Below are 20458 nucleotides of genomic sequence, written 5' to 3'. Positions count from 1 at the left end.
GTTACTGGTGCGCGGGGGCGGTGGGCCGTGTGGCCTGGCCCGGCGCCGAGCCGCTCGCGCCGGAGGCGGTCGTGCTGGAGCCTGGCGCTGTTCCGCTGGAGCCGGGGGCGGTTGCACCGGAGCCGGTGGCGGTTCCCGACGTTCCGGGGGCTGCTGGGGCGGCGGCCGGAGCCGGGGCAGGAGCAGCGGCGGGGGCGGCGGGCGCAGCGGGCACGACGGCGGCGCCCTCCGCCGGAGGTACGGCAGTAACAGCAGAGACGGGCACCGGGACGGCCGCCGGCGACTGCTCAACAACCGGAACGGCGGCCCCGGTCAGGCCGGCCCGAGGATCGGCAGAGGGCGGACTTGTTGGCGTATCGCGGGGTCCGGCGGCGGCCGGCAGGGGAAGGAATGGTGCCGAGGATCCTGACCCGCCGATGAAGGTGGCCAGTACGAGGATGACGTATGCCGCTACAAGCCCGACGACCCCGAGGCCGATCATCTTGACCCGCCGGAGCCGGCGGCCTGACGCGTCGACAAACACGGGTCCACGCGGGGAGATGGCGGGCGACTGACCGGATGTATCTTCAGGGGCTTTCATCGAGCAATAACCTTAGGGGACCCCTCATCGCTACCACAAAAACCGGCGCCCGGTTGGCTTAGGCCGCTCACTGGCCGTACGTCGTGGGTTCAGTTGGGCCCTTGGCCCCTACGGACGGCCACCGGCTGGGAGAAGACTTGAGCCATGAACCAGGCAGTTATGTGGAGTGGGGAGCCATGTCGGGAACGAACTTGAGTGGAACGGCCCAGCTCCTGCCAAGGTACGCGTGGCCGGTATTCCTCGTGGGCGCAATCCTGCTGCTCGCGCTGGGAAACCCTACTGTTTACGGCGTCGGCGTCCCGCTCGCAGCACTGGTTCTGGCGCTCGTCATGCCCATGTCCCGGCCTCGTTGGACCGGACATCCGGACTGGCGCGACGTGGGCGCCGTTGCCACATTGTATGTGGGTGTTGTGGCCCTCTTCTGGCTGGCTTTCAGGGTCTTTACCCAGGGAAACACACTCGGATTGTTCCTTTGCTTCGCGGCCGGCATGCTCCTCGGCGTCCTCGGCCCGCTCGCCTACACCACATGGATCCGCCGCAGGGCTTTGGCCGAATTGGGCATCGGCCGCGCCAACCTGCGCCAGGCAGTCGCCTTGGGGCTCATCCTTGCCGCCGTGCAGTTCGCCATCACGCTGTGGGGATACCCACTTCCCAGGCCGGTCGATTGGGTGCCCCTGGCAGCCTTGGCGATCACCGTGGGATTCTTTGAGGCCGTATTCTTCCGGGGCTTCATCCAGGCGCGCCTGGAAGCGAGCTTCGGCCCGATAGCAGGGGTGGCCGGGGCGGCTGCCCTTTATGCGGCCTACCATGTCGGCTACGGAATGGACGCGCAGGAAATGCTCTTCCTCTTCGGCCTCGGCGTGGTTTACGCGGTGGCCTACTGCGTTGTCCGGAACTTGATCGTCCTCTGGCCCCTGCTTCTTCCCCTCGGATCCTTTTACAACAACCTGCGGGGCAGTTCCATCCAAATGCCGTGGGAGGCCATCCTGGGTTTCGCGGACGTGTTGGGAGTCATGGTTGCCGCCATCTGGTTTGCCGCCAGGCGCGAACGCCGGCGACTGGCAGGCGCACCCCGGGGCCGGGAGTCCACCAGGAAGCGCCGGCATTTACGACATCGTGGTGACGCAGGGAAACGCTTTGGCTAGGATCGAGGTTCTACGGTCAGTCATTTGACGGCCTGGCGCCGTCCGTGGACCGCACGGCGCCAGGTGAGCAGGGAGGCCACCATGGATGTCACCCAGTCCGCCCAATACCCGCTTGATCCCTTTCCGCAGTATGAACGCATGCGGGCAACGGCCCCCGTCTTCCAGGATGACCAGTCAGGGAGCTGGCACGTGTTCCGGTACGACGACGTCCAGCGGGTGTTGTCCGAACACGCAACGTTCTCGTCGCGCATGGGTGGTGACAATCCCTCCGGCACCGGGCAATTGTTCGCGTCCAGCCTGATCACCACCGATCCCCCGAGGCACCGCCAGTTACGCTCGCTGGTTACGCAGGCCTTCACGCCCAAGGCTGTTGACGCGCTGGCTCCCCGCATCGCCGGACTCACCGACGAGCTCCTGGCGGAGATCAGCGGCAAGGGAAGCGCTGACCTGATCAAGGACCTTGCCTACCCGTTGCCGGTCATCGTCATCTCCGAGCTGATGGGCATCCCCAGCGAGGACCGCGAGCGCTTCAAGCACTGGTCTGACGTGATTGTCAGCCAGACGCGGACCCTCCCCGCCGGCGAAACGCAGGACTCCACCACTTCGGAGATGGTCGAGTACTTCCTTGCCCTGATCGACCAGCGCAGGAGCCGTCCCGGCACGGACCTCATCAGCAGCCTGCTGTCCGCGGAGATTGACGGGCAAAAACTGACGGTGCCCAAACTGCTCGGGTTTTGTGCCCTGCTGCTGGTAGCCGGCAACGAGACCACCACCAATCTGATCGGCAACGCCGTTTTGTGCCTGACGGAGTCTCCCGGCGCCCTCCAGCGGCTCATCGACGAGCCGGCCTTGCTTCCCCCGGCCCTCGAAGAAGTGCTCCGCTTTCGGTCGCCGGTGCAGTCCATGTACCGGGTGGCGGTGGCGGACACCGTCGTGGGTGACCAACTGATTCCCGCCGGTGCTCCAATCGTCGCCTGGATCGGCTCGGCCAACCGTGACGAGCAGCAGTTCCAGCGGGCGTCCGAGTTCGATGTGGACCGCAACCCCAACAGGCACCTGGCGTTCGGCCATGGCATCCACTTTTGCCTCGGGGCACCGCTCGCCCGGCTCGAGGCAAGGATTGCGCTGGAAGCGCTGCTGTCCCGTCTCCCGGGACTTTCCGTGGCTCCCGGAGCGCAACTGGAGCGGATGGACAGCAGCATCGTTTACGGGCTGAAGGAACTTCCCGTCACCTGGCAGCCTGCCTGACCGGCCCGTGGAACGGATCCGGGGACGCCGCGGGATCCAGTCAACCGGCGGTGCCCGTTTTCGCGGCGTAGGCGGTGGCCTGGGAGCTCACCTGGCGGATGTAGGCATCGGACTGGTTGTAGGCGTAAATGGCAGCTGTCCAGCCCTGCGCTGTGGTGAGGTCGCGCCCGTGGCCGCAAAGATACGTGGCCGCACTGAGGGCGGCGTCATCGATGTTGAACGGGTCCGCCGCCCCGTCCCCATTCCCGTCCCTGCCTGCGATCCGCCATGTGGAGGGAATGAACTGCATCGGTCCCACCGCGTGGTCCCAACTCGCGTCGCCATCCAGGGCGCCGCCGTCGGTGTCGGCTATGGCGGCGAATCCCGCACCGTTGAGGCTGGGGCCCACGATCGGGCCGCTGGCCTGGCCGGCGGGGCTCAAGCTGCCGCCACCGTACGTGCCGTGGGCTGATTCGACGAAGCCGACGGCGGCGAGCGTGTTCCAGCCGATGCCACACTTCGGAGCGGATTCATTGGCGGCAACGGCCGCATTGACATAGGCACGCAGCGCCCGTGCAGGGATTCCGGTGTGGGCGGCAGCCGTGCCAAGCCACTCGGCGTCCGGGCTTCGCGTGACGTTCACGGCGGTGGCGATGCCATCGGGCCCCGGCTGAAGCTTGGCTCCCGCACGCGGGGGCAGGAAAACGGCCGTACGGGCTCCGGCGCCGGGCTGGCCCAGCAGCCAGAACGAGAAAACTGCGCTCGCGCAGACCACGAACAGGCTAAGGGCCACAAAGCGTTTTACACGGAGCACTGACCAATCAAACCATCCCCGGCTCTCCCTCATCGGTACCATCAGGCATGGGCAGGAAGAATTACCTTATCGAGGGCGGCTCGGGCACGGGCAAGACCGCGGTCTGCAACGAATTGCGGCGGCGCGGCTACCACGCCATCAACGGAGACCGTGAACTTGCCTATCAGGGTGATCCGGAAACCGGCGAACCCTTGGGGGGCGTCACCGGCGTCGCTGTGCACAGGCACCACATCTGGAGAGTCGCCGACGTCCGCGCCGAGGCAGCAGACCAGCGGGACGCGGTGACGTTCTTCTGCGGCGGGTCGAGAAACCTCGCCAAGTTCATCGATCTGTTCGACGGCGTCTTCGTCCTTGAGGTGGACCTGGGCACACTGAGGCGGCGCCTCGACCAGCGTCCGGCAGACGAATGGGGAGGGCAGCCGGCGGAGCGGCAGCTGATCGAACACCTGCACGGAACACGGGAAGAGATCCCGCCGGGCGGCATTCCGATTGACGCCACCGCGCCGCTTTCCCGGGTCGTGGACGACATCCTGCACCACGTGCAGGCAGCGGACCCTGACTAACCCTCAGTAGGCCGGGCACCGCTCTTCCTGGCCGACGGCGGGTCAGCGCACCACCGTGCGGTGTCCTGCATCCAGCCTCTTGGTCCAGCCGCGCGAATCCAGGTGCTCCAGCAGCGGAACCGCGATCCGGCGTGTTGTGCCCAGCGCCTGGCGGGCCTGGCTCGTGGTGAAGGGCTGGTCCAAGCCGGCGAGGGTGCGCATGGCAAGCGCCGGGGCGGTGGGCAGCAGCACCACCCCGTCGCGCAGGCGCAGCAGGCGCCCGGTGCGTTCAGCGGCTGCGAGCTCGCGGGCACCGAGGCCGAGTGCCGCCAGCTCATCGGCTTCGGGGGCACGGAAGGCATCCGCGCTGAGCCTGCCCTCCAGTGTGGCGATTGCCGGCTCGATGGGACCAAGGTTGCCCTGGCTGCCAGGCAGCCGGACGTGTCCGCCGTCCTGTTCCAGGCCGGCACCGCGGATGACGTGGGAAAGCAGCTTCTCGTCGGGCAACGTGAGCAGGTCCCGCGCCGCACCCATGGAAAGGCCTGGGGCCAGGGCGTCCCGCTCCTGCAGCGCCTGGACCGCGGTGCGCAGCTGATGCTGCCAGGCCTCAAGGACGGGAGCGTGCACCCACCAGTCCTCGATGACCTGTACGCCGGCGGGTGCCTCCGCGTCATGCCCGGGCAGCAGTCCGAGCCGGCGCAGGTGTTCCGCCTGCACAGCCCTGCGGGCTGCAACCTCTGACAGTACGTCTCCGGCGGGGTCCATTCCTGCAAGACGCTCCGCCCAGTGGGCGCCGTCACCGCGCCGCCGCAAGGCCGGTGGGTCGGCATCGAGGATACGCGCGCCGCCCAGCACCGAACGGCTTCCGGGATCGCGCAGCACCAGGCGGTCCCCCAGGACGAGGGGCAGGTGCCTGTCGAGGACCAGCCGGGCATGGTCGGCGCCGAAGGGGCGCAGCCGGGCCGGCACGGACGCCGTGCCAACGTGCACCATGAGCTGTTCCGGGACCTCGGTGTAGGCCACCCCGGTGGTGCGCTGGATTCCCACCACTGCTGTGGTGGGCCATGCGTCCGGGGTAACCAGCGCGTCACCGCGGCGGATATCCGTTGCGGCAACGTCGCGCAGGTTCAGCGCCACCCGGCTGACCGGTTCCACCGAGGCGTACGAGGTGTCCCGGCTTTGCAGGCCACGGACCACCACCGGCCGGGAATCGACGTGGCCGATCAGTTCCAGCCGGTCACCCTGGGCGAGCGTTCCTGCTGCCAGTGTCCCGGTCACCACCGTCCCGGAACCGGTGATGGTGAACGAACGGTCCACCCACAACCGGACCCGCCCATCCGTGGTGGGATGAGGCACGTTGGCCAGTACGCCGTCGAGCGCTGCACGCAGGTCAGCCAGGCCCGTGCCGTCGATGGCGGATACAGCTACTGCGGGCGCGTCCTGCAGGCCGGTCCCGGCCAGTTCCGTTCGGGTCCGCGCGAGCACCTCCGCAACCCGCTGCCCGGATGCCCGGTCCGCGCGGCTCAGCACCACGACGCCGTGTTCAATGCCCAGTGCAGCGACGGCGTCCCGGTGGTCGCTCGACTGCGCCTGCCAGCCTTCGTCGGCGGCCACCACGAAGCAGACCACCGGCGCAGGTCCGATGCCGGCGAGCATGTTGCCCAGGAAACGTTCGTGGCCCGGTACATCGACGAACGCCACGTCCTGTCCGGACGGCAGCGTGGTCCAGGCATACCCCAGGTCAATGGTCAGCCCGCGGCGCCGTTCTTCCTCCCAGCGGTCGGGCTCCATGCCGGTGAGGGCGCGGACCAGTGTGCTTTTACCGGAATCGACGTGCCCGGCTGTGGCAATGACGTGCACGGTTCAGCCCGCCCTCCCTGCATCCGCAACATCAAGGGTTGCCAGGGCACGCCGTACCGCCTCGACAATCCGGTCATCGTCCTTTTCGGGCACGCAGCGCAGATCGACCAGGCAGGAGCCGTCGTGGACGCGCGGCAGCACGGCCGGGTCGCCGGTCCGCAGGGGACGCGCAAGTCCTTCGGGGAGCCGGAGTGCCCACCCGGGCAGGGGTACGCCGGGGGCGCCGCCACCCCCTACCCTGCCGTCATGCGGGACCACGGGTACGCCCAGTTCCCGGGCAAGCCGGTCCGTACGGCCGCGTAACTGCCCGACGTCGGTGTGCAGCGCCTGCACGACGGGCGGCGGCCCGCCCGCAACCGTTGCTTCCAGGGCGGCGAGGACAAGTTTGTCTGCCCTGACGGCGCGGGCGAGCGGGTGGCGGGCCAGCCGGGCGATGACCTCCTTGCGGCCCAGCAGCAACCCCGCCTGGGGGCCGCCCAGGAGTTTGTCCCCGCTGGCGATGACGACGTCGGCGCCGCTCGCCAGGGCGGAGGCGGCATCCGGTTCATCCGGCAGGAACGGGTCGGGGGCCAGCAGTCCGCTGCCCAGGTCGGCCACGAGGGGGACGCCGTTGGCCGAGGCCAGGCGGCTCAGCTCATTGATGGGAACAGCTGAGGTAAAACCGTCAACCCGGAAGTTGCTTGGATGGACCTTTAGGACGCATCCGGTGTCAGGACCGAGGGCTCCGGCGTAGTCGTGCAGGTGCGTTCGGTTGGTGGTGCCCACCTCGCGAAGCCTGGCACCGGTGGATTCCATCAGGTCCGTCAGCCTGAATCCGGCACCAATTTCAACGAGTTCGCCGCGGCTCACCACCACTTCCCGGCCAGCGGCGAAGGCTGTCGTGGCCAGCACCAGCGCCGCGGCTCCGTTGTTGACCACCAGTGCGTCCTCGGCGGCGGGACAGGCGGCCAGCAGTGCCGCCCGGGCACCGGCGCCCCGGCGGGAGCGGCTGCCGTCTGACAGGTCCAGCTCCACATCGACGTAGCCGCTGGCCGCGACGAGAGCTTCCACTGCACCTTCAGAAAGAGGGGCGCGCCCAAGGTTTGTGTGGACGATGACGCCGGTGGCGTTCAGCACCGGGCGCAGGGTGGTTGCCGCACGCGCAGCGACGGCCGCCAGCAGGGCCGGTTCCACCTGGCCGGGGGGCAGCCCGCCGCGCCGGGCCTGCTCCTGGACGTCCCGGACAAGTTCGCGGATGACGCGCTCGTTCAGCCGGGTGCGGGCTTCGCGGACGGCAGGCAAGGCCAGCAGGTCATTTGTGCGGGGAATCAGGCGCCGGGGATCGACGTGGTCCACAGCCCTCCTCATATCGCGGCATTCGCTGCCGAAAGTTGGCGGTGGCGGACGGGAATCGAACCCGCCAGGCCGAGATGCTCAGCCTCACCGGTTTTGAAGACCGGGGGGCCCACCAGGACCCGGACGCCACCGCGCCTCAATATAGCAGGGTTGCCTTGGAGGGTACGCTGGGCGGGTGAATGAGGCTCAGATGTCAGTCCAGCAACTCGATCATGGTGCCACCGGCGCATTCCGGCTCACCGACTATGCCCACGGCGGCGGCTGCGCGTGCAAAATTCCTCCCGGCGAACTCGAAGATGCGGTCCGTGGCCTCATCGGCCAACCCGGCGCGGAGGTCCTTGTGGGCCTTGACAGCGGCGACGACGCTGCGGCGGTCCTGGTGCGCGATGATCTTGCGGTCCTGACCACCGCCGACTTTTTCACCCCCGTTGTCAACGATGCATATGACTGGGGCCGCATTGCCGCCGCCAATGCCCTGTCGGACATCTACGCCATGGGCGGCCGGCCCGTCACGGCGATCAACCTCGTCGGCTGGCCCCGCGGCGTCCTGCCGATGGAATTGATGACCGAGGTCCTGCGCGGTGGCCTGAGCGTGGCGTCCCAGGCGGGGTGCCCCGTGCTCGGCGGGCACTCCATTGATGATCCGGAGCCCAAGTACGGCATGGCCGTCACCGGCGTCGCCCATCCCGACCGCTTGTTGCGCAACGACGCCGCCCGGCCGGGTTTGCCCATCACTCTGACCAAGCCACTCGGCGTCGGCCTCCTCAACAACCGGCACAAGCAGACCGGTGAGGTGTTTGCCGAAGCCGTGGAGACGATGGCGGCCCTGAACCGCGACGCCTCCGAGGCGGCCGTGGCCGCCGGCGTCCGTGCAGCCACTGACGTGACCGGTTTTGGCCTGCTGGGGCACCTTTACAAGATGGTCCGCGCCTCGGAAGTGGGCGCCGTCATCGACCTGAAGGCCGTACCGCTGATCGATGGAGCCCGCGAGGCACTCCGGGACGGCTTCGTCTCGGGCGGGACCCGGCGCAACCTCGACTGGGTACGTCCGCACCTGGAGGCCGCACCGGGCATCACCGAGGATGATCTGCTGCTGCTGGCTGATGCGCAGACGTCCGGCGGACTGCTGGTGGTCGGCGAGCTGCCGGGCCACCCCGTAATCGGCCATACCACTGCGGGGCAGGGTATTCAGATCCGCTGAAACCCGGCAACTGCCTCAGCTGCCGGTGGTGATTGCGTCGCCGGTAACACCGGCGGCGCGGCGGGCTGCGAGCCGGTTCTTCTGCGGTTCGATGGTGTACCGCGGGTCCCTGGCAGAGGCGAGCCCTGCCTCGAACACACCAAACCGGGTCAGGGCCGAGGCGGTCAGCAGTGCCAGCCCCGAAGCGGCGGCGACCATCCGGTTTCGTCCGCCCAGCAGTGTGCCCAGGCCGCCGGCCACGGCCAACCGCTCGCTCCACTTCAGCATGGCGCCGGCCTTGCCCTGGTGCAGTGGTTCCGCGGCCACCGGGTCCATCCGGTGCTCCATCACCTTCATGGCCACGACATCTCCCAGAACGCCGAGCACGGCCAGTTTCCGCGCAGGACCCGTCTCGCGCACCGGCGTGGTGACCATGGCGAGCCCGGCAGACGCGAGGCAGGCCGAACTCACGAAAACGAAAGGCAATTCCTCGTGGGCCGCGTTCCACGTCGGTGTGGCTGTGTCACCGAGCAGGACGGCCGTGTATGCCGCCAGCGGCCCGGCGAACACCGCAGCTTCGATGCCTGCCGGTCCTTCCACAGCGCGCAGCACCTTGCGCAACGGACCCAGCGGCAGCCGGTCGCCGCTCATCCGGTCGATTTCCGCCACGGCCGACACGCCAGCGCCGGCGCTGAATGCGCTGAGGATCCACGAGCCCACACTCATCGGGGAGGTGACCTTGAAAGTCCGCAGCATGTGCAGGAAACGCTCCGGTCGGCCCAGGTCCTTCACCAAGGCAACCGCACCAGCGCTCACCGCTGCCAGGGCGCCCAGCCGGGCGTTCCTGCGCAGCGCCGGGCGTCCGGTCAGTTGGCCGCCGGCGCCCAGGAGGGCCGAACCGGCTGCCACGCCACCCAGGAAGAGGTAGATCGCAACGTCGTCGCCCCAGGGAGCGGGTTTCACTACGGAACGGCCGTAGTACGAGGTGAATTCCGGCTCCGGCACCATCGGCATTTCCCGGGAGCCGTCACCGTTGTCCCGGCGGCGGCCCGTCCCCCGCTTGCCGCCCTCCCGACGGCGGCGTGCGGGCTCTGCTGGCCGGAAACTATCGAACTCGGAAAGTGTCACGCGCGTCCTCCCAGGAAGGCCAGCGCAGCGGCGGCGGCCATGCCTGCTACCGCCATCCCGGCCCGCCGGTACATCGTTGGCAGATCAGCTGTGGGTACGCGCGGGTCCGGCGGAAGTCCGTAGACCTCCGGTTCATCGAGCAGCAGGAAGACGGAGCCGGTTCCGCCGACGCCGTCATTTTCGTTCGCACCGTAAAGCCTTGCCTCGGTGAGGCCTTTGGCGTGCAGGTCGGCAACCCGTTCCCGGGCTGCCTCCACCATGTCGTCGTGGTCGCCGAACTTGATGGACGTCGTCGGGCAGGCCTTGGCGCAGGCGGGCGTCTCGTCGGCCACCAGCCGGTCGTAGCAGAGGGTGCACTTCTGGGCGATGCCTACGTTGGGGACGTCGGGATGCCCGGCGTGCTGGTCTTCCCTGCTGGTGGCCACCTTCACTGTGCCGTTACTGCGGCGCTCGATCACGCCGAAGGGGCACCCGGCCACGCACGTTCCGCAGCCGTTGCAGACGTCGTCCTGAACCACCACCGTGCCGAACTCGGTCCGGAACAGCGCTCCCGTGGGGCATACGTCAAGGCACCCGGCGTGGGTGCAATGCTTGCAGACGTCAGAGGACATCAGCCAGCGGAAGTCTGCTGTGTCAGGCGGCGTGGTGTCCGCCTCCGCCAGATCCGCCGGGGCGGACGCTGCGGGGGTGGGGGGACCGATGCGGGGCATGCCGAGGCTGACCAGGGCCCGGCCCGATTCCCGTGCCTCGACGATGCGGTCCTGGCCTTGCTCGATGAAGGCAACATGCCGCCAGGTGCTGGCGCCCAGGGAGCCGGTGTTGTCGTAGGAGGATCCGAGCAGTTCCAGGTTGCCGTCCTGCGGGTTGTGGTTCCATTCCTTGCAGGCGACCTCGCAGGCCTTGCAGCCGATACAGATCGAGGTGTCGGTAAAGAACCCCTTGCGCGGATGGTTGTGCTCCCAATGGGCATCGGCGGTGGGGTCGGTCGGTCCGGACAGCTGGCCCATCTAATTCTCCAACGTCGCGTCGATACCCGGAACGCTGCCGGCAGACAGCGTTCCGGGCCGGTCAATGTATGTGCCGGCCTGGCCGGCGATGACGCTCATCATCCCGGCCCACCATCGGCGTCGCCATCTTTCCCCCGAGGATCAATGCCTTCCGCCGCGGGGTCGGTGACCGCTTGGTTACCGGTCTCGGGGGTCAGACCGGCCCTCGTCTGGTACTCGGCAACCAGGGCGAGGAGTTCTTCGCCACGCGGGCGGCGGCCCGGACGGATGTCGCAGGAGGCCACCTTGGATTCCTGGATCTGGACGTTGGGGTCCAGCGTCACACCCAGCAGGTCGTTGGCCGCGTCACCGCTGACCACCGCGTTGCTGCCCACCCCCCAGTGGTAAGGCAGTCCGATCTGGTGCACGGTGTGGCCCCCAACTGCCAGCGGCCTCATGCGGTCGGTCACAAGCACCTTCGCCTCGATGGCAGAGCGGGGCGAAATGATGGTGGCCCACCCGTACGGTTCCAGTCCGCGCTCAGCTGCCAGTTCAGGCGACACCTCGCAGAACATCTCCGGCTGCAGCTCCGACAGGTACGGGAGCCACCGGCTCATCCCGCCCGCCGTATGGTGCTCCGTGAGCCGGTACGTGGTGAAGACGAACGGGTAAACGTCCGCCCCGCTGGTGCCCGCGCTGGGCGCGCTGAGGTTGTCTGCACGGGGGAACACCAGCCGCGCAGGACTTTGCTGTTGCGGGTACAGCGCGTTGGCCACCGGTGATTCCTGGGCCTCGTAGTGGGTGGGAAGGGGGCCGTCCAACAGGCCCTTCGGCGCGAACAGCCAGCCCTTGCCGTCGGCCTGCATGATGAACGGATCGTCTCCGCTGAGCGCGGCTGGTCCACCCACGGAGGGATCGGGCTTGCTGCCCGGTGCCCGGTCGATCGGGAAGTCCGGAATGTCGTCTCCGACCCATTTACCCTGCTCCTGGTCCCACCAGATGTATTTCTTCCGTTCGCTCCACGGTTTGCCGGCGGGATCGGCGGACGCGCGGTTGTAGAGGATCCGGCGGTTGGCGGGCCATGCCCAGCCCCATTCCGGAGCCGCCGGTCCCTGCTCACGGCCCGGCTTGCGGTTGGCGGCGTGGTTGAAACCGTCAGCGTACACGCCGGTGTAGATCCAGCAGCCGGCCGCCGTGGAACCGTCGGCGCGGAGTTCCGTGTATGCGGAAACGGGCTTTCCGGCATCCTGACCGGTCACGTGACGGCCGTTGATCTCGGCAAGCACCGCTTCGGCGTCCGGGTCACCGTGCTCGTCGGTGGGATAGTCCCACGTCAGGTCGAGCAGCGGCCGGTCGCGTTCGTCCTCCGAATCGGCGAGCTTCTCGCGGATCCGTTGGCCCAGCTCGTAGAAGAACTGCAGTTCGCTTTGGCACTCCCCCGGCGGGGCCACTGCCTGGTGCCGCCACTGCAGCAGCCGCTGGGTCTGGGTGAAGGAGCCGGCCTTCTCCACGTGGGTCGCGGCGGGCAGGAAGAACACCTCGGTTTCGATGTCCTCAGTGCGCAGTTCGCCGGATTCGATCTCCGGGCCGTCCTTCCACCAGGTGGCGGACTCGATGAGGTTCAGGTCACGCACCACAAGCCACTTCAAATGGGACATGGCGAGGCGCTGCATCCGGCCGTGGGCGGAGCCCACTGCCGGGTTTTGGCCAAGGATAAAGTAGCCCTCGACTTCGTCATCGAGCATGCCCATCACTGTCTCGTACGTGCCGTGAGCTCCGGTCAGCCTGGGCAGGTAGTCGTAGGCCCAGTCATTGTCTTCCGTCGCAGCGTCGCCCCACCAGGCCTTCAGGAGGCTGATGGTGTAGGCATCGGCGTCTGCCCAGAAGCCCTTCTGCTGTTTCGACCCAATAACGGACAGGTATTCCTCGAGGCTGTCATGGCGTCCGGCGCTGGGCATTGGGAGGTACCCGGGCAGGAGGTTGAACAGGGTGGGGATGTCCGTGGAACCCTGGATGCTGGCGTGGCCCCGCAAGGCCATGATGCCGCCGCCCGGGCGTCCGACGTTTCCGAGCAGGAGCTGCAGGATGGCTGCGGCCCTGATGAACTGCGCCCCCAGGGAGTGCTGGGTCCAGCCGACCGCGTAGGCGAAGCAGGTGGTCCGGTCGCGTCCCGAGTTTTCCGTGATGGTACGGGCCAAATACTCGAAGTCGGCGACGCTGATGCCGCACATATCCTGCACCATCTCCGCCGTGTAGCGGGCGTAGTGCCGCTTCACGATCTGGAAAACGGTCCGTGGATCCTCGAGCGTGTCGTCACGCTGCACTTCGGCGTGCTCCAGGGGCGGCCCGCCACTGCCAAAGGCGTGGCCGGCGGCGCGCGCCGTGGCATCGGCGCCATGTTCCGAACCGGGTCCCGGCTCGTCGATGGCGCCCTCCCCCTTCTCCGCATAGGCCCAGGAGGATGTGTCGTAGGCGCCCTTCTCCGGGTCGAAGCCGGAGAACAGTCCGCCAAGGTCCTCTGCGTCGCGGTAATCGGCATGGACCAGCGTGGCAGCGTTCGTGTAGGCGCTGACATACTCCTTGAACCAGAGATCGTTGGTGATCACGTAGTTGATGAGCGCGCCAAGCAGCACGACGTCAGAACCCGCACGGATAGGGATGTGCTTATCCGAGACCGCCGACGTCCGCGTGAAGCGGGGGTCGATATGGATGACCTTCGCTCCGCGGGCCTTAGCCTCCGCCACCCATTGGTACCCCACGGGATGGCACTCGGCCATGTTGGAACCCTGGATGACGATGCAGTCGGCGTTGGCCATGTCCTGCAGTGATTGCGTAGCACCACCGCGTCCAAACGAGGCTCCCAAACTGGGAACCGTGGCGGAGTGTCATATGCGGGCCTGGTTCTCGGTCTGCACCGCCCCTGCGGCTGTGAAGAGCTTCTTGATCAGGTAGTTTTCTTCGTTGTCCAGGGTTGCGCCGCCCAGTGAGGCGATGCCCATCGTGCGGCGCAGCAGCCGGCCTTGGTCGTCTTCCTGCTGCCAGGTCCTGCGGCGCGTCTCGATGAACCGGTCGGCCACCATCTCGACGGCCGTCGCCAGGTCCAGGCGCTGCCACTCCGTGGAACGGGGCGCACGGTAAAGCACTTTGGTCTGCCGGCCGGGCGAGTTAACCAGCTGTTCACTCGCAGAGCCCTTGGGGCACAGGCGGCCGCGCGAAATCGGCGAGTCCGGATCTCCCTCGATCTGGACGACCTTCTCGTCCTTGACGTAGACACGCTGTCCACATCCAACGGCGCAGTAAGGGCACACGCTCTGCACGACGCGGTCGGCAGTGGCGGTCCGGGGGGCTATTGCTTTTGTCTTGGCCGACGTCACCGACGGCCCACGGCCCAACAGGTCGCCCGTGCTTAGCTGACGGACGACCGGCCATTGAAGAAAACTTCGCGGTGCCATTTCTGGAGCATATCCCAGACGACGGCGGGAGCAACAGGACAAGGTTGGGCGTGTCCCGCGGGGAGGTCCCGCCTGGGCCGGTAGGCGGCAGGAGAGCCTGCACGGACCTGCGCAGCCGGAACGCCGGCGGCCGGTTCCCGTCCCAACAAGGAAAACGGCCATTGCAGGTCCCGGAGGTTCCGGTGCCGCAATGGCCGTTCCGTACGCCCGGCGGCCGGGCGTCGCAAATGTGTTTTACCGCTCGATGCTGACGCTGAGATCCAGGTGGATGTTCTCGCTGGCGAGACGGTCCTGGAGGTACTTGGCGAGGCTGGCATCAGTGGCGGTATGTGCGCCTTTTGGAACGGCGCCGCGGAACACAGCCTGGGTGTTCGTCGACCTGAGTACGTCGAGCGGCGTTGACCGGAGATGTCCGTCGGTCAAGCGTTCGATGTCCGTGCGGAAGGTGCGCCGGTGGTCATGCCGGGCAGAGGCGTGCATGGTGAATGGAATGAAAGCTACGGGCAAGGGGGTCCTTTCGAGCGAGGCAGCCTGCGGTGGGCGCCTCACTCATAACAAGGCAAGAGCACGTTCTGGTATTCCCGCCCTGGCCCAAAGGAGGCGGACGTCACGGACGACGCCGACGCCTTTGCCACTCGATGATTATTGCGCATGCGCAAGTAATGGGTAAGACTGGCAGTACGGACCTTCTGCTTGAGGAGAGACGATGCGTGCACTGGCAGTTACACCTGGAAAAAAGGACTCAATCCACCTCCGCGACATACCGGAGCCGCCGGCCAGCGAGGGCCAGGTGCTGGTGGAGGCGCTGGCCGTGGGACTCTGTGGAACCGACAACGAGATCATCGCGGCGGAATACGGGGAAGCGCCGCCCCGCCAGGACTTCCTGGTACTGGGGCACGAGAACCTGGGCCGGGTGCTCGACGCTCCCCCGGATTCCGGCCTGGCAAAGGGAGACCTGGTGGTGGGCATTGTCCGCAGGCCTGACCCGGAACCGTGCAAGGCCTGCGCCTCCGGGGAATGGGACATGTGCCTGAACGGGAAATACACCGAGCACGGGATCAAGGGCCTCGACGGTTTCGCGCGGCAGCATTGGCGCGCGGACCCCGATGCAATGGTGAAACTCGATCCCGGGATGGAGGACGTGGGCGTCCTCCTGGAGCCCACCACCATCGTCGCCAAGGCCTGGGAACAGATCAACAGGATCGGGCAGCGGGCCTTTTTCGATCCCCACACCGCCGTGGTTACCGGAGCGGGGCCCGTCGGGCTGCTCGCGGCACTGGTGGGGGTCCAACAGGGCCTGGACGTCCACGTCTTCGACGTCGTCACCGACGGCCCCAAGCCACAGCTTGTCCGCGACCTGGGCGCCACCTACCACAGCGAACCCCTCCCGGAATCGGGCCTCAAGCCCGATGTCCTGGTCGAATGCACGGGAGTCACACCGGTGGTTCTTGATGCCCTCACCTGCCGGGACCAGGATGCCATCACCTGCCTCACCGGCGTCTCGGGAACCGGGAAACAGACGAAAGTGGACGTCGGGGCCCTCAACCGGGAGGAGGTGCTCATGAACGGCGTGGTGTTCGGCAGCGTCAACGCCAACCGCCGCCATTACGACGCCGGAGCGCAGGCCCTGGCGAAAGCGGACCTTGACTGGCTGCGCCGCCTCATCAGCCGCAGGCTTCCGCTGGAAAGCTTCCGTGAGGCTTTCGACCACCAACCCGACGACGTCAAGGTCGTCCTCGAGCTGCTGGACTGACGGGGGGACCACCATGAATGCGGGGCAAGCGCCGGACGGCCCAGGGGCAGCACGCTGGCTTCCCTCGGGCCGACAGTATGAAATCACCGCCGGCCGGCAAAGTGTCATGCTGACCGAAGTGGGGGGCGCCCTTCGCGCCTACTTGTGCGACGGCCGGAACCTGTTGGATGGGTACGTGCCGGACGACATGTGCACGGGCGCGCGCGGGCAGTCCCTGATTCCTTGGCCCAACAGAGTCAAGGACGGCAGGTACGAGTGGGACGGCAAGGAGTTTCAGCTGGACCTGAGTGAGCCGGACAAAGGCGGGGCAATCCATGGCCTGACCCGCTGGCGGAACTGGGACGTCCCGGCCGTGGAGCATGTGAAGGACAGGATTTCCTTCACCTATACCCTTCACGCCTGCCAGGGCTGGCCGTGGGTTCTCGATGCCAGGCTGGATTATGAGCTCGGCGATCACGGCTTGAGCGTGCGGACCACAGTCGTCAACCGCAGTGCATCCTCCTGCCCGTTCGGAACGGGGGCGCATCCCTACCTCAGTACCGGTTCCGGGCCCCCGGGCGCCATCGACGCCGGCCTGGTGCAGGTGCCCGGGCGCACCTTCCTGCCGGTTGACGAACACGGCATCCCCACCGGTCATGAGCGCGTGGATGGCACAGAGTACGACCTGCGGGAACTCCAGCAGCTGGGAGGTCGGCACATCGATGTTGCCTATACGGACCTGACGCGTGATGCGGACGGACGGGCCAGGGTAAAAATCCTGCGGCCGGACCGCTCCGGAGGTGTCGAGCTGTGGGTGGATGAGTCCTATCCGTACCTGGAAATCTTCACCGGGGACACCCTCCCACAGCTGGACAGGCGGCGCACGGGTCTGGGAGTGGAACCCATGACATGCGCCCCTGACGCCTTTAACTCCGGTGAAGGCCTGATCACCCTTGAGCCCGGGCAATCCCACACCGGCGAGTGGGGCATCAGGCCGCTTTGAGTGCCTTTCGCCGGCATGCTGCCAGGGAAGAAGAACCAGTCAAAAGCAAACTGCCAACTATTGCGCTACCGCAACTATCGGAGTTCAATGTAAGCATGGCTTGCGGCAGCATAATCCGGTCAGTTTACGTGCCGGCTCCCAAGGTAAAGCGTCCGTCGGAGGTGCCCTGGCCACCGGCGGCAGCGGCGAAGGCCTCCAGTGCAGCAGCCAGTGCCGGACGGCGACCTGACGGCATCCTCGAGATAACCTCCGCGATCGCCTGCCGCCGGTGGTCCAGCACGGAATCCACCAGAGATTTTCCCTTTGGGGTCAGCTCCAGCCGGACGTACCGCCGGTCTGCCGGGTCTTCGCGCCGCTCGAGCAGGTCAGCCGCGACGAGGCGGTCGCAGATGCGGGTGGCGTTGGAAGCATGCACTCCAAGTTCAGCGGCCACCCCGCCGAGGTTCTGCGGTCCGCGGGTGTGGATGAGGACCAGCACCCGCAGCTGCGGCGTATTCACCACGTCCTCAACCTCGGCAACTGACCGGGCCACAACACCCAGAAGGGTGTCCGCAGCGCGCAGCACTGCCTCCACTTCCCGACTCGACGGTTCCGGGATTGGGTCAGACCCACCAGCTGCATCCATGCGCACCAGTTTCCTCCGATAGTTGCTTTCCCGCAAAGTTTGAAGGTTCCACTGGATCCAGGCGGGAAATCCCATCAGTAAGGAGAATCGTGAGAACACACCAGGCAGAACGTACCGTGGCGGGAACAGTCAACGGCATCGACCGGCTGATCAGAAACGTACAAACGGGCCGCTTTGAACGTTCCCTCTCCGCATTGACGGCGGCAGGCGCCCTGGTGACCGCCGCGGAGATCTTCCTTGAGCATGACAAGGCAAGTTTCGGCAACAAGTGGATGTGGGCCCCCGTGGCCCTGGGCCCGGTGGGCGCAGCGGCAGGAGTGGCTGCAGTCTTCAGCCGCCGCATGGCCAAGACGGCGCTTCCGCTGGCCAGCGCTGCCATCGTGGTGAACGGCCTGCAGGGCACCTGGCTTCACTTGCAGGGTATCCGGCAGAAGCCCGGGGGCCTGTCCAACCTGCGCTACAACCTGGAGATGGGGCCGCCCCTGTTTGCACCGCTGCTGGTCACCATGGTGGGCGGCATGGGTGTCCTGGCGTCGATCCTGAGGCGGGAGCCGTGAGCGCGCTCCCCCTGGCCGGGGATGACGGCGGCGGCCGGTATCCGGGCTTCAGCACCCTTGCGCAGGTGCGGCATTGGGATCCGGTGACGGCCGCCGTCGTGCAGTCAAGGATGGCGCTGCCTCCGCACGTGCGCTTCTTCACCCCGGAGGAGGAGGCAGCGGCGCGGGCGCTCCTGGACCAGTTGCTTAACCAGGATGCGGAGCCGCGGGTGCCGCTGGTGAACATGGTGGACGCCCGCCTGGCCGAGGAGCAGACGGACGGCTGGCACTATGACAACATGCCCCGCGACGGCGAGGCCTGGCGCGCCTCCCTGGCAGCGCTCGACCAGGAGGCCCGCTCCCGCGAAGACTGCACCTTCGCCCAGCTCAGCCGCGAGAGGAAGGCCGGACTGCTGCAGGACATCTGTGACCTGGAGCAGGACCTCTGGCGCGGCCTCCCCGCCGACCGGGTCTGGAGCCTGTGGACCCGGTACGCCTGCACCGCGTTCTACTCCCACCCCTTGGCCTGGGACGAGATCGGCTTTGCCGGCCCGGCGTACCCCCGCGGCTACAAAAACCTCGGGGTGGACAGGCTGGAGCCATTCGAAGTGCGCGACGTCCAACCTGGTGCAGACCCCACCCGAAGGACCGGCCGGTGAACAGCCTGCGCAGGCGCAACGAGTCGGCGTGGCTGCTGCCCGCCGGGCCCGGCAGCAACCAGCGCCTGCGCGCTGACATGCGCCGTTTCCGCGACGATGACGAGGTGGACATTGTCATCGTGGGCTGCGGTGCCGGTGGCGCTACACTGCTCCAGCGACTCGCACGGGCCGGGTGGCGGGCCGTGGGCCTGGACGCAGGGCCGTTCTGGGACCCCGAAGAGGACTGGGTCAGCGACGAGGCCGGCTCCCACCATCTCTACTGGACCGAGCCGCGGGTCATCACCGGGAAGGATCCTGTTCCGCTGGGCTCGAACAATTCGGGCCGGGGAGTAGGCGGCTCCATGGTTCATTTCGCCGGCTACACTCCCCGGTTCCATCCGAGTGACTTCCACACGTTCAGCGCGGACGGAGTAGGCGCCGACTGGCCGCTTGAGTACGCCGAACTCCGGGAGTTCTACGAGGACATCGAGGCCGAACTGCCGGTCTCCGGAGAGCATTGGCCTTGGGGCGACCCGCACAGCTACCCCCACCGGCCACACCCTCTGTCCGGCAACGGGGAGCTGTTCCTGAGAGGCGCCAACGCCTGCGGCATCACCGCAAAGGTGGGGCCGGTGGCCATCGCCAACGGCCGCTTCGGCAACCGCCCGCACTGCATTTACCGCGGCTTCTGCCTCCAAGGCTGCAAGGTCAATGCCAAAGCCTCTCCCCTGATCACCCATGTCCCGGACGCCCTGGCCCACGGCGCCGAAATCCGGGCCGATTCCATGGCCACCCGCGTAGGGTTCGACGAGTCCACCGGCCTGGCGACCGGCGTCGAGTACATCCAAGGGGGCGTGCACAGGTTCCAGCGCGCCCGAATGGTGGCCGTGGCCGGCTACTCGATCGAAACGCCCAGGCTGCTGCTGAACTCCACGTCACCGCGCTTCCCGGATGGGATGTGCAACGACTTCGACCAGGTGGGCCGCTACCTGATGGTCCAGGGGGCGCCGCAGACGGCCGGACGGTTCCAGGCCGAAGTACGGATGTGGAAGGCCCCGCCCCCGGAGGTCAGCACCGAGGAGTTCTACGAGACAGACCCGGCACAACCGTACAAGCGTGGCTTCTCCATCCAGACCGTTTCCCCCCTTCCCATCACCTGGGCGGAACATGTTGCGGCGCAGGGACACTGGGGTGCTGCGCTGCGCCGCTACATGAGCGACTACCCGCACTGGGCCTGCCTTGGGGCCCTCTGCGAGTTCCTCCCCCTGAAGGAAAACCGGGTGACCCTGGCGGACGAGACGGACCGCAACGGCATCCCGGTGGCCTGCTTCAGCTACAGCCAGTGCGACAACGACCGGCAGCTGATGTCCGCAGCGCAAAAGGTCATGGAGCAGATCCTGACCGCGGCGGGAGCGGAAGAAGTGATCACCATCAACCGCTACGCACATTTGGTGGGTGGTGCCCGGATGGCCGCCGGCGAGCGCGAAGGAGTTGTGGACCGCAACCTGCGGAGTTTCGCGGTACCCAACCTGCTGGTCACCGACGGCAGCGTCCTGCCCACGCAGGGCAGCGCGAACCCCGCCCTGACCATCATGGCCCTGGCGGCCCGGGCCGCCCGCGACCTGATCCAAGGTGCCCGCAGGGGTGCCCCGATGAGCACGAAGGAAGACTGATC

The 20458-nt window shown here is 67.4% G+C and carries 18 protein-coding genes and 1 tRNA gene; 9 read left to right on the top strand and 10 right to left on the bottom strand.

What is annotated here, in order from left to right; all coding sequences use genetic code 11:
* Position 1: 1 nt before the first annotated feature.
* Positions 2-580 carry a hypothetical protein gene (locus VIK36_RS10570; RefSeq protein WP_324645147.1) on the bottom strand — a complete coding sequence of 193 codons (579 nt, stop codon included), beginning with the start codon at positions 578-580 and terminating at the stop codon, positions 2-4.
* Positions 581-717: 137 nt separating this feature from the next.
* On the opposite strand from VIK36_RS10570, the gene VIK36_RS10565 reads away from it, so the two are divergent.
* Together VIK36_RS10565 and VIK36_RS10560 are read left to right on the top strand one after the other, a co-directional pair.
* Positions 718-1725 (top strand): type II CAAX prenyl endopeptidase Rce1 family protein, encoded by a 1008-nt coding sequence (locus VIK36_RS10565; RefSeq protein WP_324645145.1) that lies wholly within the window; start codon positions 718-720, stop codon positions 1723-1725.
* Positions 1726-1806: 81 nt separating this feature from the next.
* Entirely contained in the window at positions 1807-2973 is a 1167-nt protein-coding gene (locus tag VIK36_RS10560; RefSeq protein ID WP_324645144.1) for a cytochrome P450, read from the top strand.
* A gap of 40 nt (positions 2974-3013) precedes the next feature.
* On the opposite strand, the gene VIK36_RS10555 is transcribed toward VIK36_RS10560, so the two are convergent.
* Positions 3014-3766 carry a lytic transglycosylase domain-containing protein gene (locus VIK36_RS10555; protein ID WP_324645143.1) on the bottom strand — a complete coding sequence of 251 codons (753 nt, stop codon included), beginning with the start codon at positions 3764-3766 and terminating at the stop codon, positions 3014-3016.
* A gap of 47 nt (positions 3767-3813) precedes the next feature.
* Here VIK36_RS10555 and VIK36_RS10550 point away from each other — a divergent pair, with 47 nt between their 5' ends.
* Entirely contained in the window at positions 3814-4329 is a 516-nt protein-coding gene (locus VIK36_RS10550) for a nucleoside kinase (RefSeq protein WP_324645141.1), read from the top strand.
* 42 nt (positions 4330-4371) lie between these two features.
* Here VIK36_RS10550 and selB read toward each other — a convergent pair whose 3' ends face one another.
* The 3 genes from selB to VIK36_RS10535 all read right to left on the bottom strand — a co-directional run bounded on the left by selB (position 4372) and on the right by VIK36_RS10535 (position 7634).
* Positions 4372-6168 carry a selenocysteine-specific translation elongation factor gene (gene selB / locus VIK36_RS10545; protein ID WP_324645140.1) on the bottom strand — a complete coding sequence of 599 codons (1797 nt, stop codon included), beginning with the start codon at positions 6166-6168 and terminating at the stop codon, positions 4372-4374.
* A gap of 3 nt (positions 6169-6171) precedes the next feature.
* Positions 6172-7503, bottom strand: a complete 1332-nt coding sequence (gene selA / locus VIK36_RS10540; protein WP_255175473.1) for an L-seryl-tRNA(Sec) selenium transferase — start codon at positions 7501-7503, stop codon at positions 6172-6174.
* A 36-nt stretch (positions 7504-7539) separates the two neighbouring features.
* Positions 7540-7634: transfer RNA gene (locus tag VIK36_RS10535), tRNA-Sec, on the bottom strand.
* Between the two features lie 59 nt (positions 7635-7693).
* On the opposite strand from VIK36_RS10535, the gene selD reads away from it, so the two are divergent.
* Positions 7694-8704 (top strand): selenide, water dikinase SelD, encoded by a 1011-nt coding sequence (gene selD, locus VIK36_RS10530; RefSeq protein WP_324645139.1) that lies wholly within the window; start codon positions 7694-7696, stop codon positions 8702-8704.
* A 15-nt stretch (positions 8705-8719) separates the two neighbouring features.
* On the opposite strand, the gene nrfD is transcribed toward selD, so the two are convergent.
* The 4 genes from nrfD to VIK36_RS10510 all read right to left on the bottom strand — a co-directional run bounded on the left by nrfD (position 8720) and on the right by VIK36_RS10510 (position 14756).
* On the bottom strand, positions 8720-9811 hold the full coding sequence (gene nrfD / locus VIK36_RS10525) for an NrfD/PsrC family molybdoenzyme membrane anchor subunit (protein ID WP_324645137.1): 1092 nt from the start codon (positions 9809-9811) through the stop codon (positions 8720-8722).
* Complete coding sequence (locus tag VIK36_RS10520; protein ID WP_255175470.1) at positions 9808-10818, bottom strand: 4Fe-4S dicluster domain-containing protein; 1011 nt, start codon at positions 10816-10818, stop codon at positions 9808-9810. The genes nrfD and VIK36_RS10520 overlap by 4 nt, the downstream gene beginning before the upstream one ends.
* 98 nt (positions 10819-10916) lie before the next feature.
* The gene (fdh, locus tag VIK36_RS10515) at positions 10917-14249 is read right to left on the bottom strand and encodes a formate dehydrogenase (protein WP_324645135.1); all 3333 of its coding nucleotides are present in this window, start codon (positions 14247-14249) and stop codon (positions 10917-10919) included.
* A gap of 234 nt (positions 14250-14483) precedes the next feature.
* Positions 14484-14756 (bottom strand): hypothetical protein, encoded by a 273-nt coding sequence (locus VIK36_RS10510; protein ID WP_324645134.1) that lies wholly within the window; start codon positions 14754-14756, stop codon positions 14484-14486.
* 199 nt (positions 14757-14955) lie between these two features.
* Here VIK36_RS10510 and VIK36_RS10505 point away from each other — a divergent pair, with 199 nt between their 5' ends.
* Together VIK36_RS10505 and VIK36_RS10500 are read left to right on the top strand one after the other, a co-directional pair.
* Positions 14956-16002: a glucose 1-dehydrogenase gene (locus VIK36_RS10505; RefSeq protein WP_324645132.1), complete on the top strand. Its 1047-nt coding sequence runs from the start codon at positions 14956-14958 to the stop codon at positions 16000-16002.
* A 13-nt stretch (positions 16003-16015) separates the two neighbouring features.
* Entirely contained in the window at positions 16016-16984 is a 969-nt protein-coding gene (locus VIK36_RS10500; protein WP_324645130.1) for an aldose 1-epimerase family protein, read from the top strand.
* 124 nt (positions 16985-17108) lie between these two features.
* Here VIK36_RS10500 and VIK36_RS10495 read toward each other — a convergent pair whose 3' ends face one another.
* Positions 17109-17558 (bottom strand): MarR family transcriptional regulator, encoded by a 450-nt coding sequence (locus tag VIK36_RS10495; RefSeq protein WP_324645129.1) that lies wholly within the window; start codon positions 17556-17558, stop codon positions 17109-17111.
* Between the two features lie 140 nt (positions 17559-17698).
* Here VIK36_RS10495 and VIK36_RS10490 point away from each other — a divergent pair, with 140 nt between their 5' ends.
* The 3 genes from VIK36_RS10490 to VIK36_RS10480 are packed head-to-tail and all read left to right on the top strand — an operon-like array spanning position 17699 to position 20456.
* A complete protein-coding gene (locus VIK36_RS10490; protein ID WP_255175464.1) occupies positions 17699-18166 on the top strand; it encodes a hypothetical protein in 468 nt (155 codons plus the stop codon).
* The gene (locus VIK36_RS10485) at positions 18163-18804 is read left to right on the top strand and encodes a gluconate 2-dehydrogenase subunit 3 family protein (protein ID WP_324645127.1); all 642 of its coding nucleotides are present in this window, start codon (positions 18163-18165) and stop codon (positions 18802-18804) included. Before VIK36_RS10490 ends, VIK36_RS10485 begins: the two co-directional genes overlap by 4 nt.
* Positions 18801-20456 carry a GMC family oxidoreductase gene (locus VIK36_RS10480; RefSeq protein ID WP_324645126.1) on the top strand — a complete coding sequence of 552 codons (1656 nt, stop codon included), beginning with the start codon at positions 18801-18803 and terminating at the stop codon, positions 20454-20456. The genes VIK36_RS10485 and VIK36_RS10480 overlap by 4 nt, the downstream gene beginning before the upstream one ends.
* The last annotated feature ends 2 nt before the right edge of the window (positions 20457-20458 follow it).

Origin of the sequence: Pseudarthrobacter sp. LT1, assembly GCF_035621795.1 — a bacterium.
Taxonomy (GTDB): domain Bacteria; phylum Actinomycetota; class Actinomycetes; order Actinomycetales; family Micrococcaceae; genus Arthrobacter.
This window is presented reverse-complemented; position numbering and strand designations above follow the sequence as displayed.

Excerpts from the sequence above, each read along its gene's own strand:
- VIK36_RS10520 (WP_255175470.1), bottom strand. The coding sequence starts at position 10,818 with ATGGGCCAGCTGTCCGGACCGACCGACCCCACCGCCGATGCCCATTGG.
- VIK36_RS10550 (WP_324645141.1), top strand. The coding sequence starts at position 3,814 with ATGGGCAGGAAGAATTACCTTATCGAGGGCGGCTCGGGCACGGGCAAG.
- VIK36_RS10570 (WP_324645147.1), bottom strand. The coding sequence starts at position 580 with ATGAAAGCCCCTGAAGATACATCCGGTCAGTCGCCCGCCATCTCCCCG.
- VIK36_RS10500 (WP_324645130.1), top strand. The coding sequence starts at position 16,016 with ATGAATGCGGGGCAAGCGCCGGACGGCCCAGGGGCAGCACGCTGGCTT.
- VIK36_RS10560 (WP_324645144.1), top strand. The coding sequence starts at position 1,807 with ATGGATGTCACCCAGTCCGCCCAATACCCGCTTGATCCCTTTCCGCAG.
- selD (WP_324645139.1), top strand. The coding sequence starts at position 7,694 with ATGTCAGTCCAGCAACTCGATCATGGTGCCACCGGCGCATTCCGGCTC.
- VIK36_RS10505 (WP_324645132.1), top strand. The coding sequence starts at position 14,956 with ATGCGTGCACTGGCAGTTACACCTGGAAAAAAGGACTCAATCCACCTC.